General features: G+C 62.9%; 16 protein-coding genes. 11 read left to right on the top strand and 5 right to left on the bottom strand.

Annotation, left to right across the window (positions count from 1 at the left end; translation table 11 throughout):
• Positions 1–79 precede the first annotated feature (79 nt).
• The gene (locus FJW08_RS19925) at positions 80–574 is read left to right on the top strand and encodes a DUF3592 domain-containing protein (RefSeq protein WP_140811957.1); all 495 of its coding nucleotides are present in this window, start codon (positions 80–82) and stop codon (positions 572–574) included.
• An 11-nt stretch (positions 575–585) separates the two neighbouring features.
• Here FJW08_RS19925 and FJW08_RS19920 read toward each other — a convergent pair whose 3' ends face one another.
• Together FJW08_RS19920 and FJW08_RS19915 are read right to left on the bottom strand one after the other, a co-directional pair.
• Positions 586–1,308 (bottom strand): SDR family oxidoreductase, encoded by a 723-nt coding sequence (locus FJW08_RS19920; RefSeq protein ID WP_140811956.1) that lies wholly within the window; start codon positions 1,306–1,308, stop codon positions 586–588.
• Positions 1,305–2,144 carry an SDR family NAD(P)-dependent oxidoreductase gene (locus FJW08_RS19915; protein WP_140811955.1) on the bottom strand — a complete coding sequence of 280 codons (840 nt, stop codon included), beginning with the start codon at positions 2,142–2,144 and terminating at the stop codon, positions 1,305–1,307. The genes FJW08_RS19920 and FJW08_RS19915 overlap by 4 nt, the downstream gene beginning before the upstream one ends.
• A 103-nt stretch (positions 2,145–2,247) precedes the next feature.
• Here FJW08_RS19915 and FJW08_RS19910 point away from each other — a divergent pair, with 103 nt between their 5' ends.
• Entirely contained in the window at positions 2,248–3,129 is an 882-nt protein-coding gene (locus FJW08_RS19910; RefSeq protein WP_140759014.1) for a helix-turn-helix transcriptional regulator, read from the top strand.
• A gap of 257 nt (positions 3,130–3,386) precedes the next feature.
• Here FJW08_RS19910 and FJW08_RS19905 read toward each other — a convergent pair whose 3' ends face one another.
• On the bottom strand, positions 3,387–4,022 hold the full coding sequence (locus FJW08_RS19905; RefSeq protein ID WP_140811954.1) for a TetR family transcriptional regulator C-terminal domain-containing protein: 636 nt from the start codon (positions 4,020–4,022) through the stop codon (positions 3,387–3,389).
• A gap of 226 nt (positions 4,023–4,248) precedes the next feature.
• Between FJW08_RS19905 and FJW08_RS19900 the strand changes: the two genes are divergently transcribed.
• Complete coding sequence (locus FJW08_RS19900; protein WP_140811953.1) at positions 4,249–5,577, top strand: aspartate aminotransferase family protein; 1,329 nt, start codon at positions 4,249–4,251, stop codon at positions 5,575–5,577.
• Between the two features lie 106 nt (positions 5,578–5,683).
• Here FJW08_RS19900 and FJW08_RS19895 read toward each other — a convergent pair whose 3' ends face one another.
• A complete protein-coding gene (locus FJW08_RS19895; protein ID WP_140811952.1) occupies positions 5,684–6,322 on the bottom strand; it encodes a TetR/AcrR family transcriptional regulator in 639 nt (212 codons plus the stop codon).
• Positions 6,323–6,443: 121 nt separating this feature from the next.
• Between FJW08_RS19895 and FJW08_RS19890 the strand changes: the two genes are divergently transcribed.
• Together FJW08_RS19890 and hydA are read left to right on the top strand one after the other, a co-directional pair.
• Positions 6,444–7,694, top strand: a complete 1,251-nt coding sequence (locus FJW08_RS19890) for a Zn-dependent hydrolase (RefSeq protein ID WP_140811951.1) — start codon at positions 6,444–6,446, stop codon at positions 7,692–7,694.
• A 66-nt stretch (positions 7,695–7,760) separates the two neighbouring features.
• Positions 7,761–9,212, top strand: a complete 1,452-nt coding sequence (gene hydA, locus FJW08_RS19885; protein ID WP_140811950.1) for a dihydropyrimidinase — start codon at positions 7,761–7,763, stop codon at positions 9,210–9,212.
• Positions 9,213–9,432: 220 nt separating this feature from the next.
• Here the strand turns inward: hydA and FJW08_RS19880 are convergent, their stop codons facing one another.
• The gene (locus FJW08_RS19880) at positions 9,433–9,837 is read right to left on the bottom strand and encodes a cupin domain-containing protein (RefSeq protein ID WP_015317160.1); all 405 of its coding nucleotides are present in this window, start codon (positions 9,835–9,837) and stop codon (positions 9,433–9,435) included.
• A gap of 139 nt (positions 9,838–9,976) precedes the next feature.
• On the opposite strand from FJW08_RS19880, the gene FJW08_RS19875 reads away from it, so the two are divergent.
• The 6 genes from FJW08_RS19875 (at position 9,977) to FJW08_RS19850 (ending at position 14,975) form a co-directional block, all read left to right on the top strand.
• The gene (locus FJW08_RS19875; protein WP_140759008.1) at positions 9,977–10,768 is read left to right on the top strand and encodes an ABC transporter ATP-binding protein; all 792 of its coding nucleotides are present in this window, start codon (positions 9,977–9,979) and stop codon (positions 10,766–10,768) included.
• A 43-nt stretch (positions 10,769–10,811) separates the two neighbouring features.
• Positions 10,812–11,294 (top strand): endonuclease domain-containing protein, encoded by a 483-nt coding sequence (locus FJW08_RS19870; RefSeq protein ID WP_224592480.1) that lies wholly within the window; start codon positions 10,812–10,814, stop codon positions 11,292–11,294.
• Positions 11,295–12,173, top strand: a complete 879-nt coding sequence (locus FJW08_RS19865; protein WP_140811949.1) for an ABC transporter permease — start codon at positions 11,295–11,297, stop codon at positions 12,171–12,173.
• Positions 12,170–13,324: an ABC transporter permease gene (locus tag FJW08_RS19860; RefSeq protein ID WP_140811948.1), complete on the top strand. Its 1,155-nt coding sequence runs from the start codon at positions 12,170–12,172 to the stop codon at positions 13,322–13,324. The genes FJW08_RS19865 and FJW08_RS19860 overlap by 4 nt, the downstream gene beginning before the upstream one ends.
• A gap of 40 nt (positions 13,325–13,364) precedes the next feature.
• On the top strand, positions 13,365–14,336 hold the full coding sequence (locus tag FJW08_RS19855) for an ABC transporter substrate-binding protein (RefSeq protein WP_140811947.1): 972 nt from the start codon (positions 13,365–13,367) through the stop codon (positions 14,334–14,336).
• Positions 14,337–14,531: 195 nt separating this feature from the next.
• Entirely contained in the window at positions 14,532–14,975 is a 444-nt protein-coding gene (locus FJW08_RS19850) for a CHRD domain-containing protein (protein WP_140759003.1), read from the top strand.
• The last annotated feature ends 2 nt before the right edge of the window (positions 14,976–14,977 follow it).

The raw sequence follows: 14,977 nt of genomic DNA, 5'->3' as shown, positions 1-14,977 counted from the left end.
GCATATGATGGCTCTGCGTTAATCGCTCTGTCGCGATTGTCCTGTATTGGCAAATACAGGTTCGCCCGTCGGAGCGTTCATGGAGCAGAGCGGGACTGCATTCTGGGCACGCGTTTCGGAAGCCTTCCATCAGGCGCTGTTTCCGTTCCGAGCTGTTGCGGAAGCCGTTGGCGGGTATCCGAGCGATATTCAGATATGGTGCTTCCTGTGTGGCGTCTTCTTCCTGGTGCTCGTCGCCATACAGACCTATGGTGACATCGTGCTCAGGCGACGCGGCGCCTTTGCCACCGGCAAGGTGGTCAGGATCGACAAATCGAGCGATGGGCCGGATACGCCGGTCATCGAATTCACCGATCGGCTGGGCAAGACGTGGCGTTTCGAGTCGCATCTGCCAGTCAACACAACGACCAGGAATGTCGGCGCGCTGGTCGAGGTAATGTACGATCCCCTTCACCCAAAGCGGGCACGCGAAGTGGGCCGCTCGTTGACGAAGGCAGTTCACCTCGTTGTCTGGTATGCGGTCGTTGCCGGGCTGATGGTGCTTGCCTTCTTGCCCGGCCTCATTTCCAATTAACTGTTGGCGGTTCAAGCGGCAAACCGCAGGCCGCCGTCGCAGGTCAGGACCTGGCCGGTCATGAAGCTGTTGGAGACGAGGAAGGCTATCGCCGAGGCAACATCCTCGGCGCGTCCGATCCGGCCGACCGGGGTCTTGCCGGCATATTCGCTGAAGACTGCCTGCCGCTGCCCAGCGGGCAGAAAATCCCACCAGGGCGTATCGATGACGCCGGGCGCCACGACATTGACGCGCAGCGGCTTCAGTTCTACCGCCAGGATCGGCGCGACGGTCAGCAGCATGCCGTTGATGGCGCCGATGCCGGCGACGCCCGGCATCGCGACCTGAGCCGACACCGCCGAAATGAAGGTCACCGATCCCGATTTGTTCAGCGTCGGCAAGGCCGCCTGCAGGCAGGACAGTTGCGGCCGCACCTTTTCGTCGACGCCGCCGCCGATGTCGGCAAGGTCGAGGGTCTCGAACGGACCAAGGCCCTTGCCACCGCTTGCTGCCAGGACGAGGTGGTCGAACGGACCGAGCCGGCCGAAGAACTGGCGCACCTCATCCGGCTTCGAAGCGTCGAAGGCGGCCTTGTCGGCGGCGCCGCCAAGGCTTTTCCAGGCGCTGATGAGCTTGTCCTGGTTGCGTCCGGTGATGGTGACCTTCATGCCCGGGCCGAGCAGTTTGCGCGCTGTCGCCAGGCCGATGCCGGACGAGCCGCCGATGATGACTGTGTGTTCGGTCCTGTTGGTCATGACTGTTCTTCCTTCGATTTTGGCGAAGCCAACCCGACCAGATCGAGGCTCACGCTTCGCAATTGACGTCTTGCCCTGGCGTCATAGGCCTGGGCGTCGGCGCGGGATTCGCGCAGGCCGTCGAAATAGAGGCCGCTACTCCCTTCGAGCGCGGATGAGGTGGCGAGGTTCAAGATGGCTTCGGCGCCGGTTTCGACCGAGCTCCACGGCGTTACGCCCGCCTGTCGGACCATGGTGGTGTTCATGTAGCTCGCCGGATGCAGCGCGTTGACGGTGACGCCGGTGCCTTTCAACTGCTCTGCCAGATCGATGGTGAACAGGATCTGCGCCAGCTTGCTCTGGCAGTAGGCGCGCACGCCGCTATAGCCGTGGGTCAGCATGACGTCGTCGAAGTCGATCGCCTGCTGGCCGGCGGACGCGACGTTGACGATGCGCGCCGGGGCGCTTGCCCTGAGCAGCGGCAGCAGTTCCGAGGTCAGCAGGAAGCCGGCGAGATAGTTGACGGCAAAGCGCAGTTCGTGGCCGTCGGCGCTTGTCTGTCGCTTGTCGCCAGCAGTGCCGACGCCGGCATTGTTGATGAGGATGTCGAGGCGGGTTGTGCTGTTGCGCACGGCCTCGGCGAGGCGTCTTACCTCCGCCAGCGAAGCGAGATCGGCCGCGAAAAACTCGGCCTTGCCGCCGGCGGCTTCGATCTCGGCGACAACAGTCTTGCCGCGTGTGGCATCGCGGCCATGCACCAGCACGCGTGCGCCGGCGGCACCCAGCCTTTGCGCCACGACCCTGCCGACGCCGTCGGTCGAGCCGGTGATGAGGATGGTCTTGTCTTTCAATTCCATGTTCAGAGCCTCCTGTTGTCGCTCTGAACGCAAGATGGGGCGCTTTGCCCGTGGCAAACAGTTCAAACTTTATCCTGGTATCAATACTGCTATAATGGCCGGCATGGACGTTCCCGCTGCCTCCACCCGATCAACCGACGAGAGCCGCCGGCGCGAACTCGGCGCCTTCCTGCGTTCGCGCCGGGAAAGGCTGACGCCATCGGCCACCGGCATCGCGACAGGTCCGCGACGGCGCACGCCGGGTCTGCGGCGTGAGGAAGTGGCGATGATCGCCGGTGTCGGCACCACCTGGTACACCTGGCTCGAACAGGGCAGGGACGTGCGGCCGTCGGTGGAAGTGCTGGTGGCGCTCTGCGAGGCTTTGCGCCTCGACGCCGTCGAGAAGCGGCATCTGTTCATTCTGGCCGGCCGCCAGCAGCCGGAACGTCGTGTGGCGGCGCCCGAGAAGGTCGACGCCACGCTGTTGCATATGCTGCAAAGCCTGGTGCTGCAGCCCGCCTATGTCGTCGGCCGGCGTTGGGACGTTCTTGCCTGGAACGAAGCGGCCGTGGCGGTGTTCGGCGACTATGGCCTGCTGGAGGGCGATAGCAGAAATATCGTCCACATGGTGTTCACCAACCCGCACCACCGCCGCCTGCTGGTCGACTGGGAAGAACTCGCCCGCGTGGTGCTCGCCTCGTTTCGTGCCGAAAGCGCCAAATATGTCGGCGATCCCGATTTCGACAGGCTGATCGCGCTGATGATGAACTCAAGTCCCGAGTTCCGCGACTGGTGGCCCCGGCGCGATGTGGCGCGAAAACTGACCGGCGTGAAGCACGTCCGGCATCCCAAGGCAGGCTTGATGGCTTTCGAGCATATGAGCCTGTCGATCGACGACGGCTCGGACATGCGGCTGATCGTCTACACGCCGCTCGCCGAGCAGAACTCGATCGCCAAGCTGCAACAATTGCTCGACGCGATGCCGGCCGAACGGCGCAGCGCCTGAGATCCCTCAGCTTCGTCATCCATGGGCGGAGCGGGAGCAAAGCGGACGCGCAGACCCGAGGATCCATTCCGTTACCTTTGCCGCGGGATGCAGCGGTGCAGGATTCTGGACCGTAGCGGCGCTTCCAAGGCACGGAATGGATCGTCGGGTCTGCGCTGCGTCGCTACGCTCCTTGCTTCGCCCGTGGATGACGAAATGATGAGCGCCTCGGCTAACCTCCACGGTCAGCAGCAACCAAGCAATCGGTGGGTCGACCGCTAGCCCTTAGGCTTCAGCCCATCGAGGAACAATTGCTCCAGGAAGCGGGCAGCGTCCTCGAAGCGGCCGTCGCCGCCGCGGTTTGGTCCCAGCACGGCGCGGACCTGGACGTCGAAATCGGCATAATGCTGCGTCGTCGCCCAGATCGAGAAGATCAGGTGCCAGGGATCGGTCCGGGCGATCTTGCCGGCGCGCATCCAGCCCTTGATGACGGCGGCTTTCTCGTCGACCAATGTCTTCAACTCGCCCACCAGCAGCGGCATGATGCGTGGCGCTCCCTGCAGGATCTCGTTGGCGAACAGCCGGCTCTCGCGCGGAAAATCGCGCGCCATTTCCAGCTTGCGCCTGATGTAGCTGCGCAATTCGGTCAGGGGATCGCCGATGTCGTCGAGTTCCCTGAGCGGCGCCAGCCAGGTTTCGAGCAGCCGCTCCATCAATGTCTCGTGAATGTCTTCCTTGCGGCGGAAATAGTAGAGCAGGTTCGGCTTCGACATGCCGGCGGCTTCGGCGATCTGGTCGATGGTCGAGCCGCGGAAGCCGTTGGTGGAGAACATTTCGAGCGCGGCCTCCAGGATCAGTTCGCGCTTTTCCTGCTGGATGCGTGTGCGGCGAGGGGCTTGCGTGCTCGTGGTCACCGTTGCGGCCCCTCGCATAGACGGTCATCTGGACCAATTCTCTGGACCAGTTTTTCTCCAGCCTGTGGAACGCACTTCAGGAGCCGCATTTCCGCTAGTAATCCATTGACCGCCGACAGGGCGGTGCTAACGTTTGTCCAATCGGTCAAAATTTGCGTAGCATGAATGCGCGGCAAAGACCAAGCGTTGGACGCAGCGAAACAGGTTACAAGGGGAAGTCTTGGTCATGTCCAACCGGCTGAAAGTCACGCCGAACGATCTCAGCGCATTCTGGATGCCGTTCACGGCAAACCGGCAGTTCAAGCAGGCGCCGCGCATGTTCGTGTCCGCCAAGGACATGCATTACACGACCAGCGACGGCCGCAAGGTGCTGGACGGCACCGCCGGCCTGTGGTGCGTCAATGCCGGCCATTGCCGTCCGAAGATCACGGAGGCGATCCAGCATCAGGCCGCCGAACTCGACTATGCGCCTGCCTTCCAGATGGGCCATCCGATCGTGTTCGAGCTGGCCAACCGCCTGGTCGATGTCGCGCCCAAGGGCATGGACCATGTGTTCTTCACCAATTCCGGTTCGGAATCGGTCGAGACGGCGCTGAAGATGGCGATCGCCTATCACCGCGTGAAGGGCGAGGGCTCACGCACCCGCCTCATTGGTCGCGAGCGCGGTTATCACGGTGTCAATTTCGGTGGCATCTCGGTCGGCGGCATCGTTACCAACCGCAAGATGTTCGGCACACTGCTGGGCGGCGTCGACCATATGCCGCACACGCATCTGCCGGAGAAGAATGCGTTTTCGAAAGGCGTGCCGGAGCATGGCGCGGAACTCGCCAACGAGCTGGAGCGTATCGTCGCCCTGCATGACGCCTCGACCATCGCCGCCGTCATCGTCGAGCCGGTCGCCGGCTCCACCGGCGTCATCCTGCCGCCGAAGGGCTACCTGGAGAAGCTGCGCGAAATCTGCACCAAGCACGGCATCCTGTTGATCTTCGACGAGGTCATCACCGGTTTCGGCCGTCTCGGTGCACCGTTCGCCGCCGACTATTTCGGCGTGACGCCCGACATCATGACCACCGCCAAGGGCGTCTCCAATGGCGTCATCCCGATGGGCGCGGTGTTCGTGAAGAAGGAAATCCACGACGCCTTCATGACCGGCCCGGAGCACATGATCGAGTTCTTCCACGGCTACACCTATTCGGGCAATCCGATCGCCTGTGCGGCAGCACTCGGAACGCTCGACACCTACAAGGAAGAGGGCCTGCTGACGCGTGGCGAGGAACTGGCGCCTTACTGGGAAGACGCGCTGCATTCGCTGAAGGGCGAGCCGCATGTCATCGACATCAGGAACATCGGCCTGATCGGCGCGATCGAGCTGGCGCCGATCGCCGGCAGCCCGACCAAGCGGGCCTTCTCGGCCTTCGTCAAGGCGTTCGAGCGCGGCGCGCTGATCCGCACCACCGGCGACATCATCGCGCTGTCGCCGCCGCTGATCATCACCAAGGGCCAGATCAACGAACTGATCGACCATGTGCGCGAAGTGCTGCGGTCGATCGACTGAGGCACTACCGCGGCCACCTCCCGATGCAGGCGAGAGTGGCCGCAAACCGGCAGGTCAGCGCGGCGCCGCGCTGACCTGAATCTATTGTGGCAAAGGGCGGCCGCAGTCAGGCGGGCCGGGCGCCGATTCCGGTCAGGATCACCCGTTTGATATTTTCCTTGGCTTCCCGCCATTGCCGGTCGGACAGAGGCTTGCCGCCGTTGAGCGTCTCGATCTGATGGCCGAAATCGGCATAATGCTGGGTCGCCGCCCAAAGCATGTAGAGCAGGTGGCGCGGATCCACCGGGTCCATCTTGCGTTCCTCGATCCAGCGCCTGATGATCTCGACCCGACCGTCGGTCCATTCGCGCAGCGTCGATTCCATATAGTCCTGAAGCACCGGCGCACCGTGCATCACTTCAGAAGCCCAGACCTTGGAGCCGTCCGGATGGCGGCGCGATATTTCCATCTTGGCGTCGATATAGGCACTGATGCCGTCTATCGGCCCGCGCGCCGCGTCGAAGCAATTGGCGGCCTGTAGCCAGATTTCAAAAATGTTCTGGACGACGGATCGGTAGAGCTCTTCCTTGGTGGCGAAATAGTAGTGGAGATTTGCCTTTGGCAAACCCGCCAGATCGGCGATCAACTGCATCGTGGCGCCGCCAAACCCCGCCTCGGCGAATACCTTTTCGGCGGCGACGAGAATGGCTTTTTCGTTCTCCCGGCGGATGTCCTGGCGCCGCATGGGGCGGGTGGCTTCGGTCATGTCTTCCCCAAGATTCTAGTTGACCGCTTGGTCAGGTTGTGTAGTCTGAAAGCTGACCATACGGTCAGGATGCAAATCACTCAAGGGGCGACAAGACTCCTGGTGTAGATGGGAACTCGAGATGGCCGCACCCGGCGAAAATCTGCGAATCAATTCAGACCGCTTGTGGGATTCCATCATGGAGATGGCGAAGATCGGCCCCGGCATTGCCGGCGGCAACAATCGCCAGACCGTGACCGACGAGGACGGCGAGGGCCGGCACCTGTTCAAGCGCTGGTGCGATGCGGCCGGGCTCGAAATGGGCGTCGACGAGATGGGCACCATGTTTGCCCGCCGCGAAGGCACCGACCCCAGCCTGCCGCCGGTCTATGTCGGCAGCCATCTCGATACGCAGCCGACCGGCGGCAAGTATGACGGCGTTCTCGGCGTTCTCGGCGGCCTTGAGATCGTGCGCTCGCTCAACGATCTCGACATCAAGACGAAACATCCGATCGTCGTCACCAACTGGACCAACGAGGAGGGCGCGCGCTTCGCTCCCGCCATGATGGCGTCCGGCGTGTTTGCCGGCGTGCTCGACCAGGCCGATGTCTACAAGCACACGGACAAGAACGGCAAGAAATTCGGCGAGGAACTGGAGCGCATCGGCTGGAAGGGCACCGAGAAGGTCGGCGATCGCAAGATCCATGCTTTCTTCGAACTGCATATCGAACAGGGCCCGATCCTGGAGGACGAAGACATCGACATCGGCGTCGTCACCCACGGCCAGGGCCTGAAATGGCTACAGGTGACGCTGACCGGCAAGGAAGCGCATACCGGTTCGACGCCGATGCCCAAGCGCCGCAATGCCGGGCTCGGCATGGCTCGTGTAATCGAACTGGTGCACGAGATCGCCATGGACTACCAGCCCGATGCCGTCGGCGCGGTCGGCCACATGGAGGTCTATCCCAACTCGCGCAACATCATCGCCGGACGTACCGTCTTCACCATCGACATCCGCTCGCCGGAGAAGGAAGTGCTCGACGCCATGGATGGCCGCATCCGCGAAGGCATCGACACGATCTGCGACGCGCTCGACATCCGATACGAAATCGAGCAGGTCGGTCATTTCGATCCGGTCACTTTCGACAAGGGCTGCGTCAAGGCGATCCGCGATGCCGCCGATCGGCTTGGCTATACGCACCGCAACATCGTCTCAGGTGCCGGCCACGACGCCTGCTGGATCAATCGCGTCGCGCCGACCGCCATGGTGATGTGCCCTTGCGTGGATGGGTTGAGCCACAACGAGGCGGAAGAGATCACCAAGGAATGGGCCGCGGCCGGAGCCGACGTTCTGTTCCACGCGGTGGTGGAGACGGCCGTCATCGCGGAGTGAGCCAAGAGACTTACCTTCAAACGTCGCTCACCAAGAAGCGCGAAGAGAAGAACAGGGAACAGCAAAATGACCAAAGTCATCAAGAACGGCACCATCGTCACCGCCGATCGCACGTGGAAGGCCGACGTGCTGATGCAGCACGGCAAGATCGTCGCCATCGGCTCGGGCCTGCATGGCGACCATGAGTATGATGCCACCGGTTGCTATGTGATGCCGGGTGGCATCGATCCGCATACCCATCTTGAAATGCCCTTCATGGGCACCTATTCCGCCGACGATTTCGAATCCGGCACCCGTGCGGCCCTTGCCGGCGGCACCACCATGGTGGTCGATTTCTGCCTGCCGTCCCCACAGCAATCGCTGCTCGAGGCCTTGCAGATGTGGGACAACAAGACCTCGAAGGCTGCCTGCGATTATTCCTTCCACATGGCGATCACCTGGTGGGGCAAGCAGGTGTTCGACGAGATGGCCACGGTGGTCGACAAGGGCATCACCTCGTTCAAGCACTTCATGGCTTACAAGGGCGCGCTGATGGTCGACGACGACGAGATGTACGCGTCGTTCCAGCGCTGCGCCGACCTCGGCGCACTGCCGCTGGTGCATGCCGAGAATGGCGATGTGGTCGCCGCTCTGTCGCAGAAGCTGCTCGCCGCCGGGAACAATGGCCCCGAAGGGCATGCCTATTCTCGCCCACCGGAAGTGGAGGGCGAGGCGACCAATCGCGCCATCATGATCGCCGACATGGCCGGCGTGCCGCTCTATGTCGTGCACGTCTCCTGCGAGCAGAGCCACGAGGCGATCCGCCGGGCCCGCCAGAAAGGCATGCGCGTGTTCGGCGAGCCGCTGATCCAGCACCTGACGCTGGACGAGAGCGAGTATTTCGACAAGGACTGGGACCATGCGGCGCGCCGCGTGATGAGCCCGCCCTTCCGCAACAAGTTGCACCAGGATTCTCTGTGGGCCGGCTTGCAGGCCGGATCGCTGCAGGTGGTGGCGACAGACCATTGCGCCTTCACCACCGAGCAGAAGCGCTTCGGCGTCGGCAATTTCACCAAGATCCCCAACGGCACAGGCGGTCTCGAGGACCGGCTGCCGGTGCTGTGGACCAAGGGCGTCAACACCGGGCGGCTGACGATGAACGAGTTCGTCGCGGTGACCTCGACCAACATCGCCAAGATCCTCAACATGTATCCGAAAAAGGGAGCCATCGTCGAAGGCGCCGATGCCGACATCATCGTCTGGGATCCCCAGCGCAAAAAGACAATTTCTTCGAAGAAGCAGCAGTCTGTCATCGACTACAACGTCTTCGAAGGCGTCGAGGTGACGGGTCTGCCGCGCTTCGTCTTCTCGCGCGGCGAGTTGTCGATCGAGGAAGCCGAGGTGAAGGCAAAGCCCGGCCATGGCCAGTTCGTCGGCCGCGAGCCGAACGCCGCGGTCAACCGGGCGCTGTCGACCTGGAAAGAGATCACCGCGCCGCGCAAGGTCGAGCGGACCGGCATTCCGGCGACCGGGGTTTGAGGATGCGGACTCTTGCTCCCGCGATGGCGGCAACGCCGTCGCGAAGGATTTCGCCAATCGCCTGCGTTGCCAGAAAGAGCACCGAGGTCGCACTCATCGCCCTTCTCCCCGTCACTATACGGGGAGAAGTGCCCGGCAGGGCGACGAGGGGCGGCGCCGGCCTGAGGCAATTGTTCTACCTGCATTCCCCATGCGGACTGCCCACCGGCCAATGCCGGTCTCAGGCGACCAGCGCATCCAGTTCCGGCAACAGGACGACGCTTTCCTGTTCGTTGGGGTCGGTGCGGGCGATGACGGCGGAGGAGGGGGCGTTGCTCAGATTGGCAGGCAAATGCGGCACCCCTGCGGGAATGTAGAAGAGGTCACCGGCCTTGACGACGATGTGATGCTCCAGCCGGTCGCCATACCAGGTATGGACCTCGCCGGAGAGCACGTAGATCGCCGTTTCATGGTTCTCGTGCAGATGCGCCTTGGCGCGGGCGCCGGGCGGCATGGTGAGCACGTGCATGCAGATGCCGGAAGAGCCGACCGACTCGGTGGCGATGCCGGCGAAATAGGTCAGACCCTGCTTGCCTTCATAAGTGCTTTCAGGGCGGATAAGATGACAAGTGGGTTTAGGCGACATCGGGAAACTCCGGGCGTCGGTTGAGTGGAACAAAGTCAGCAGGACTGAAGGCCAATGGGACGGGTCGAATGGAAAACAACATCGCGATAAAAGCAATCGGAATCGGGACGGCGCCGCGGGAACAGGCAGGCCGCAACCGATGACGGGAACTTCGCCAGCCGTCGTTTCGGCAAACAAACTTGGCCTCACCTTCCAGACCAATGACGGGCCGGTGCAGGCGCTGTCCAATGTCGACCTGACCATCGGCAAGGGTGAGTTCGTCTCCTTCATCGGGCCGTCGGGCTGCGGCAAGACCACTTTGCTGCGCGTCATCGCCGATCTGGAAAAGCCGACCTCGGGGGCGATTTCGGTCAACGGCATGACGCCGGAACAGGCGCGCGAGAAACGCGCCTACGGCTATGTCTTCCAGGCCGCCGCCCTGTTTCCCTGGCGCACCATCGAACGCAATGTCGCGCTGCCGCTGGAGATCATGGGCCTGTCCAGGGCCGAGCAGGCGGAGCGCATCAAGCGCACGCTCGACCTTGTCAATCTCAGTGGCTTCGAGAAGAAGTATCCCTGGCAGCTTTCCGGCGGCATGCAGCAGCGCGCCTCGATCGCGCGTGCGCTTGCCTTCGACGCCGACCTCCTGCTGATGGACGAGCCATTCGGCGCGCTGGACGAGATCGTGCGCGACCATCTCAACGAGCAATTGCTGGAATTGTGGGGCAGGACCAACAAGACCATCTGCTTCGTCACCCACTCCATTCCCGAAGCCGTCTACCTGTCGACGCGCATCGTCGTCATGTCGCCGCGTCCGGGCCGGGTCAGCGATGTCATCGAATCGACGCTGCCGAAGGAGCGGCCGCTCGACATCCGCGAGACGCCGGAGTTCCTGGCGATCGCCGCGCGCGTGCGCGATGGCTTGAGGGCAGGGCATAGTTATGATGATTGAGTGGGGGCAGGATGAGCTTCCTCCTCTCCCCCACGGGGAGAGGGTGGCCGGAGCGAAGCGGAGGTCGGGTGAGGGGGCAGCGCCGACAGATCCGACCAAAAGGAAGGTCGGGGCAACCGAACGCGCCCGAAGGCTGCGGGTTGACGAGACCGAGGCTGAATACAGACTTTGGGGCGAACTGAGAGGCCGTCATCTCAACGGTTACAAATTTGTGAGGCAAGTGCCTCTCGGACCCTTCATCGCCGATTTCGTTTGCCGCGAGAACGGCCTGATTGTCGAACTTGACGGCAGCCAGCACGCGGATTCCCCAGCCGATGCCGTGAGAACCGCTTGGCTGAACGGCCAAGGGTATTCCGTTCTGAGATTCTGGAACCACGAAGTGTTGGCCGAGCGCCGAGCGGTCCTTGATACGATCTTGGCTTGCCTTGACGGAAAGATTTCTACCCCCTCACCCGACCTCCGCTTCGCTCCGGCCACCCTCTCCCCGTTGGGGAGAGGAGGGCGCCAGCCCGGCGAGGATCGCTAGATGGACACCTTCCGCGACAAGCTCATCCCGGTCACCTCGATCCTCGCGGGCGTCATTGTGCTCTGGTACGTTTTCGCCGTCATCCTCAACGCGCCGTTCCAGCGCGATCTCGATACCCGCGCAAACGAAACGCCAGGCACCGTCGAATTCATCGGCAAGACGCTGTCGCAGCCGAAGCCGACGCTGCCGGCACCGCATCAGGTGGCGGTGAATTTCTTCGAGAACACTTTTCTGCGGCCCATCACCTCGAACCGCAGCCTGGTCTACAACGCCTGGGTAACGCTGTCGTCGACGCTGCTCGGCTTTGCCTTCGGCACCGCGCTCGGCATCGTCATCGCCGTCGGCATCGTCCATGTGGCGACGCTCGACCGCAGCCTGATGCCGTGGATCATCGCCTCGCAGACCATTCCGATCCTGGCGGTGGCGCCGATGATCATCGTCGTGCTGGCGGCCATCGGCATCACTGGCCTGATCCCGAAGGCGATGATCTCGACATATTTGTCGTTCTTCCCGGTCACCGTCGGCATGGTGAAGGGGCTGCGCTCGCCCGAACTTATGCATCTCGACCTGATGCATACCTACAATGCCAGCCGCGCGCAGACCTTTTGGAAATTGCGCGTGCCGGCCTCGGTGCCGTTCCTGTTCACCTCGATGAAGGTGGCGGTGGCGGCGAGCCTGGTCGGCGCCATCGTCGGCGAACTGCCGACCGGCGCGGTCGCCGGCATCGGCGCCAAGCTGTTGGCAGGCGCCTATTACAGCCAGTCCATCGACATCTGGTCGGCGCTGGTCGCCGGCTCCATCGTGGCGGCGCTGCTGGTGATGGTGGTTGGCATCGCCGGGCGCATTGTTGACAGCGCGATGGGCGGGAGGCCGGCATGAACCGGCTGAAACCTTCCTGGCAAGCGGCGTTGGCGATCCTGCTGTGCCTTATCGCGGTTGCGCTCGGAGCGATCGCGGCGCCAAAAGTGGATCCGCTGGCGCAGCCCGCGGGGACGTTGATCTATCCCTATGCAGCCACGAGCTGGCTGATCTTTGGCGCGCTGCTTCTCGCCGCTTTGATCCCGATGGCCAAAGTACCGCCCGTGGTCGAAGCCGTCGTGCTTTTCATCGGTGCGCATCTGGCGGCCTGGTTGCTCATCGGCGGCATTGCCGGCTTCGAAGGTCTGGCGCGGGCGCCATATTTCCTGCTGCTCGGGGCCGGCTGGCTGCTTGGCTGGCGTTGCGTCGCGGTCTTGTCTGGACTGCGCCCTACGGCAAGCTGGGCACGGACCGCGCTGCGCCTGATCATCCCTGCAATCTTCGGCGCGTGGATCCTGATCATCTGGGAGGCCGTCACGCGGGGCGCCGGCATTCCCTTCATCCTGTTGCCGCCGCCGAGCGCCATCGGCGCGCGCATCGCCAGTTCGCTGCCGGTGCTCGGTGCCGATGTCCGGCAGACCATCTTCAAGGCGGTGCTCTTCGGTTATGTCGTGGGCAGCGGCGCGGGCTTCGTCACCGCTGTTCTCGCCGACCGCGTGGCGTTCCTGCGGCGCGGGCTCTTGCCGATCGGCAACATGGTCTCGGCGCTGCCGATCATCGGCGTGGCGCCGATCATGGTCATGTGGTTCGGTTTCGACTGGCAGTCCAAGGCGGCTGTGGTCATCATCATGACCTTCTTTCCTATGCTGGTGAACACCGTCGCCGGGCTCGCCGCGTCCGGCCATATGGAGCGCGACCTGATGCGCACCTATGCGTCCGGCTATTGGCCGACGCTCGTCAAGCTGCGGCTGCCGGCGGCGGCGCCTTTCATCTTCAACGCGCTGAAGATCAATTCCACGCTGGCGCTGATCGGCGCCATCGTCGCCGAGTTCTTCGGCACGCCAGTCGTCGGCATGGGATTCCGCATTTCGACCGAGGTCGGGCGGATGAACATCGACATGGTCTGGGCCGAAATCGCAGTTGCAGCACTTGCGGGTTCGGTCTTTTATGGCGTGGTCGCCCTTGTCGAAAGGGCCGTCACGTTTTGGCATCCCTCTGTCCGTGGTGGATAGGGGCGGTGGGTTTAAGGCACTAACTTCAGAGGGTAAAAAAATGAAAAGACTTATTATTCCAGTTCTGGCCGGCGCGATGTCGCTGGCCGCTTTCCAGGCAATGGCCGCCGACAAGGTGACCTTGCAGCTGAAATGGGTCACGCAGGCGCAGTTTGCCGGCTACTATGTCGCCAAGGCCAAGGGTTTCTATGACGCCGAAGGCCTCGACGTCGACATCAAGCCGGGTGGCCCCGATATCGCGCCAGAGCAGGTGATCGCCGGCGGCGGCGCCGACGTCATCGTCGACTGGATGGGCGGCGCGCTCGCCGCGCGCGAAAAGGGCGTGCCACTGGTCAACATCGCCCAGCCGTTCAAGAAGGCCGGCATGGAACTGGTCTGCCCGAAGGACGGCCCGATCAAGAGCGAAGCCGACTTCAAGGGTCATACGCTGGGCGTCTGGTTCTTCGGCAACGAATATCCGTTCTACGCCTGGATGAACAAGCTTGGCCTAAAGACCGATGGCGGCCCCGATGGCGTCACCGTTCTCAAGCAGAGTTTCGACGTGCAGCCGCTGATCCAGAAGCAGGCCGACTGCATCTCTGTCATGACCTACAATGAGTACTGGCAGCTGATCGACGCCGGCTACAAGCCCGAACAGCTCACCGTGTTCAACTACTCGGCCATGGGCAACGACCTGCTCGAGGACGGGCTCTACGCGTCGGAAGACAAGCTCAAGGATCCAGCCTTCGAGGACAAGATGGTGCGTTTCGTGCGCGCTTCGATGAAGGGCTGGAAATACGCCATCGACAACAACGACGAGGCTGCTGGCATCGTCATGGATGGCGGCGGCCAGGACGAGAACCACCAGAAGCGGATGATGAGCGAGGTCGCCAAGCTGATCGACAACGCCGACGGCAAGCTCGATCCGGCGACCTACGAGCGCACCGCCAAGGCGCTGCTCGACCAGAAGATCATCACCAAGGAGCCGACCGGCGCCTACACCACCGCCATCACCGACAAGGCGGTCAAATAAACCTGGCAGGCGCAATCAACAGCGCCTGCGACCGTTTTGACGGCTGACACCAAAAGGGGCGGGCGACCGCCCCTTTTCCATTCGCTCCGATCACAAAACCGTGTGCGGGGATACATTATGCCAACCAGCCGTTGCATTGAAGCATGCGCGCGTCGGGGGACCGTGACGGATGCTTGTTGCAATCGGAGGTTCTTCATGCGCGCACACTCCTTCCTGCCGGCGCTATCGGCGCTCGCCATTTCCACCGCTTTCCTGTTCGCATCACCGGCCATGGCCGAGATGGTAAAATACAAGGCGACCCTGGATGGCGGCCAGCAGAGCCCGCCCGTCACCACGAAGGGCAAGGGGACGGCCACTCTCACCTTCGACACCACGAAGAAGAAGCTCAGCTGGAACGTGAAGTATTCCGGCCTCAGCGGCCCGGCGGTGGCCGCGCATATCCACGGCCCGGCGGCAATGGGTGAAAACGCGGACCCCGTGATCCCGTTCAAAGGCAAGCTCAAGAGCCCGATCAAGGGGTCGGCGACGCTGACGGATGCGCAGGCCGCTGATCTGGAGGCCGGCAAATATTACGTCAACGTGCATACGGCGGCCCACAAGGACGGCGAGATCCGCGGTCAGATCGAAAAGGCGATGTAGGA

The sequence above is a fragment of the Mesorhizobium sp. B3-2-1 genome (assembly GCF_006439515.1).
GTDB lineage: Bacteria > Pseudomonadota > Alphaproteobacteria > Rhizobiales > Rhizobiaceae > Mesorhizobium.
The sequence above is the reverse complement of the archived record's forward strand: the minus strand, read 5'-3'. Positions and strand labels throughout refer to the sequence as shown.

What these genes read in the sequence shown, in the direction of transcription:
- FJW08_RS19880 (WP_015317160.1), bottom strand. Translation starts at nt 9,837, where the DNA reads ATGTCGCCTAAACCCACTTGTCATCTTATCCGCCCTGAAAGCACTTAT.
- FJW08_RS19855 (WP_140811947.1), top strand. Translation starts at nt 13,365, where the DNA reads ATGAAAAGACTTATTATTCCAGTTCTGGCCGGCGCGATGTCGCTGGCC.
- FJW08_RS19915 (WP_140811955.1), bottom strand. Translation starts at nt 2,144, where the DNA reads ATGGAATTGAAAGACAAGACCATCCTCATCACCGGCTCGACCGACGGC.
- FJW08_RS19850 (WP_140759003.1), top strand. Translation starts at nt 14,532, where the DNA reads ATGCGCGCACACTCCTTCCTGCCGGCGCTATCGGCGCTCGCCATTTCC.
- hydA (WP_140811950.1), top strand. Translation starts at nt 7,761, where the DNA reads ATGACCAAAGTCATCAAGAACGGCACCATCGTCACCGCCGATCGCACG.
- FJW08_RS19925 (WP_140811957.1), top strand. Translation starts at nt 80, where the DNA reads ATGGAGCAGAGCGGGACTGCATTCTGGGCACGCGTTTCGGAAGCCTTC.
- FJW08_RS19895 (WP_140811952.1), bottom strand. Translation starts at nt 6,322, where the DNA reads ATGACCGAAGCCACCCGCCCCATGCGGCGCCAGGACATCCGCCGGGAG.
- FJW08_RS19860 (WP_140811948.1), top strand. Translation starts at nt 12,170, where the DNA reads ATGAACCGGCTGAAACCTTCCTGGCAAGCGGCGTTGGCGATCCTGCTG.
- FJW08_RS19875 (WP_140759008.1), top strand. Translation starts at nt 9,977, where the DNA reads ATGACGGGAACTTCGCCAGCCGTCGTTTCGGCAAACAAACTTGGCCTC.
- FJW08_RS19920 (WP_140811956.1), bottom strand. Translation starts at nt 1,308, where the DNA reads ATGACCAACAGGACCGAACACACAGTCATCATCGGCGGCTCGTCCGGC.
- FJW08_RS19900 (WP_140811953.1), top strand. Translation starts at nt 4,249, where the DNA reads ATGTCCAACCGGCTGAAAGTCACGCCGAACGATCTCAGCGCATTCTGG.
- FJW08_RS19890 (WP_140811951.1), top strand. Translation starts at nt 6,444, where the DNA reads ATGGCCGCACCCGGCGAAAATCTGCGAATCAATTCAGACCGCTTGTGG.
- FJW08_RS19910 (WP_140759014.1), top strand. Translation starts at nt 2,248, where the DNA reads ATGGACGTTCCCGCTGCCTCCACCCGATCAACCGACGAGAGCCGCCGG.
- FJW08_RS19865 (WP_140811949.1), top strand. Translation starts at nt 11,295, where the DNA reads ATGGACACCTTCCGCGACAAGCTCATCCCGGTCACCTCGATCCTCGCG.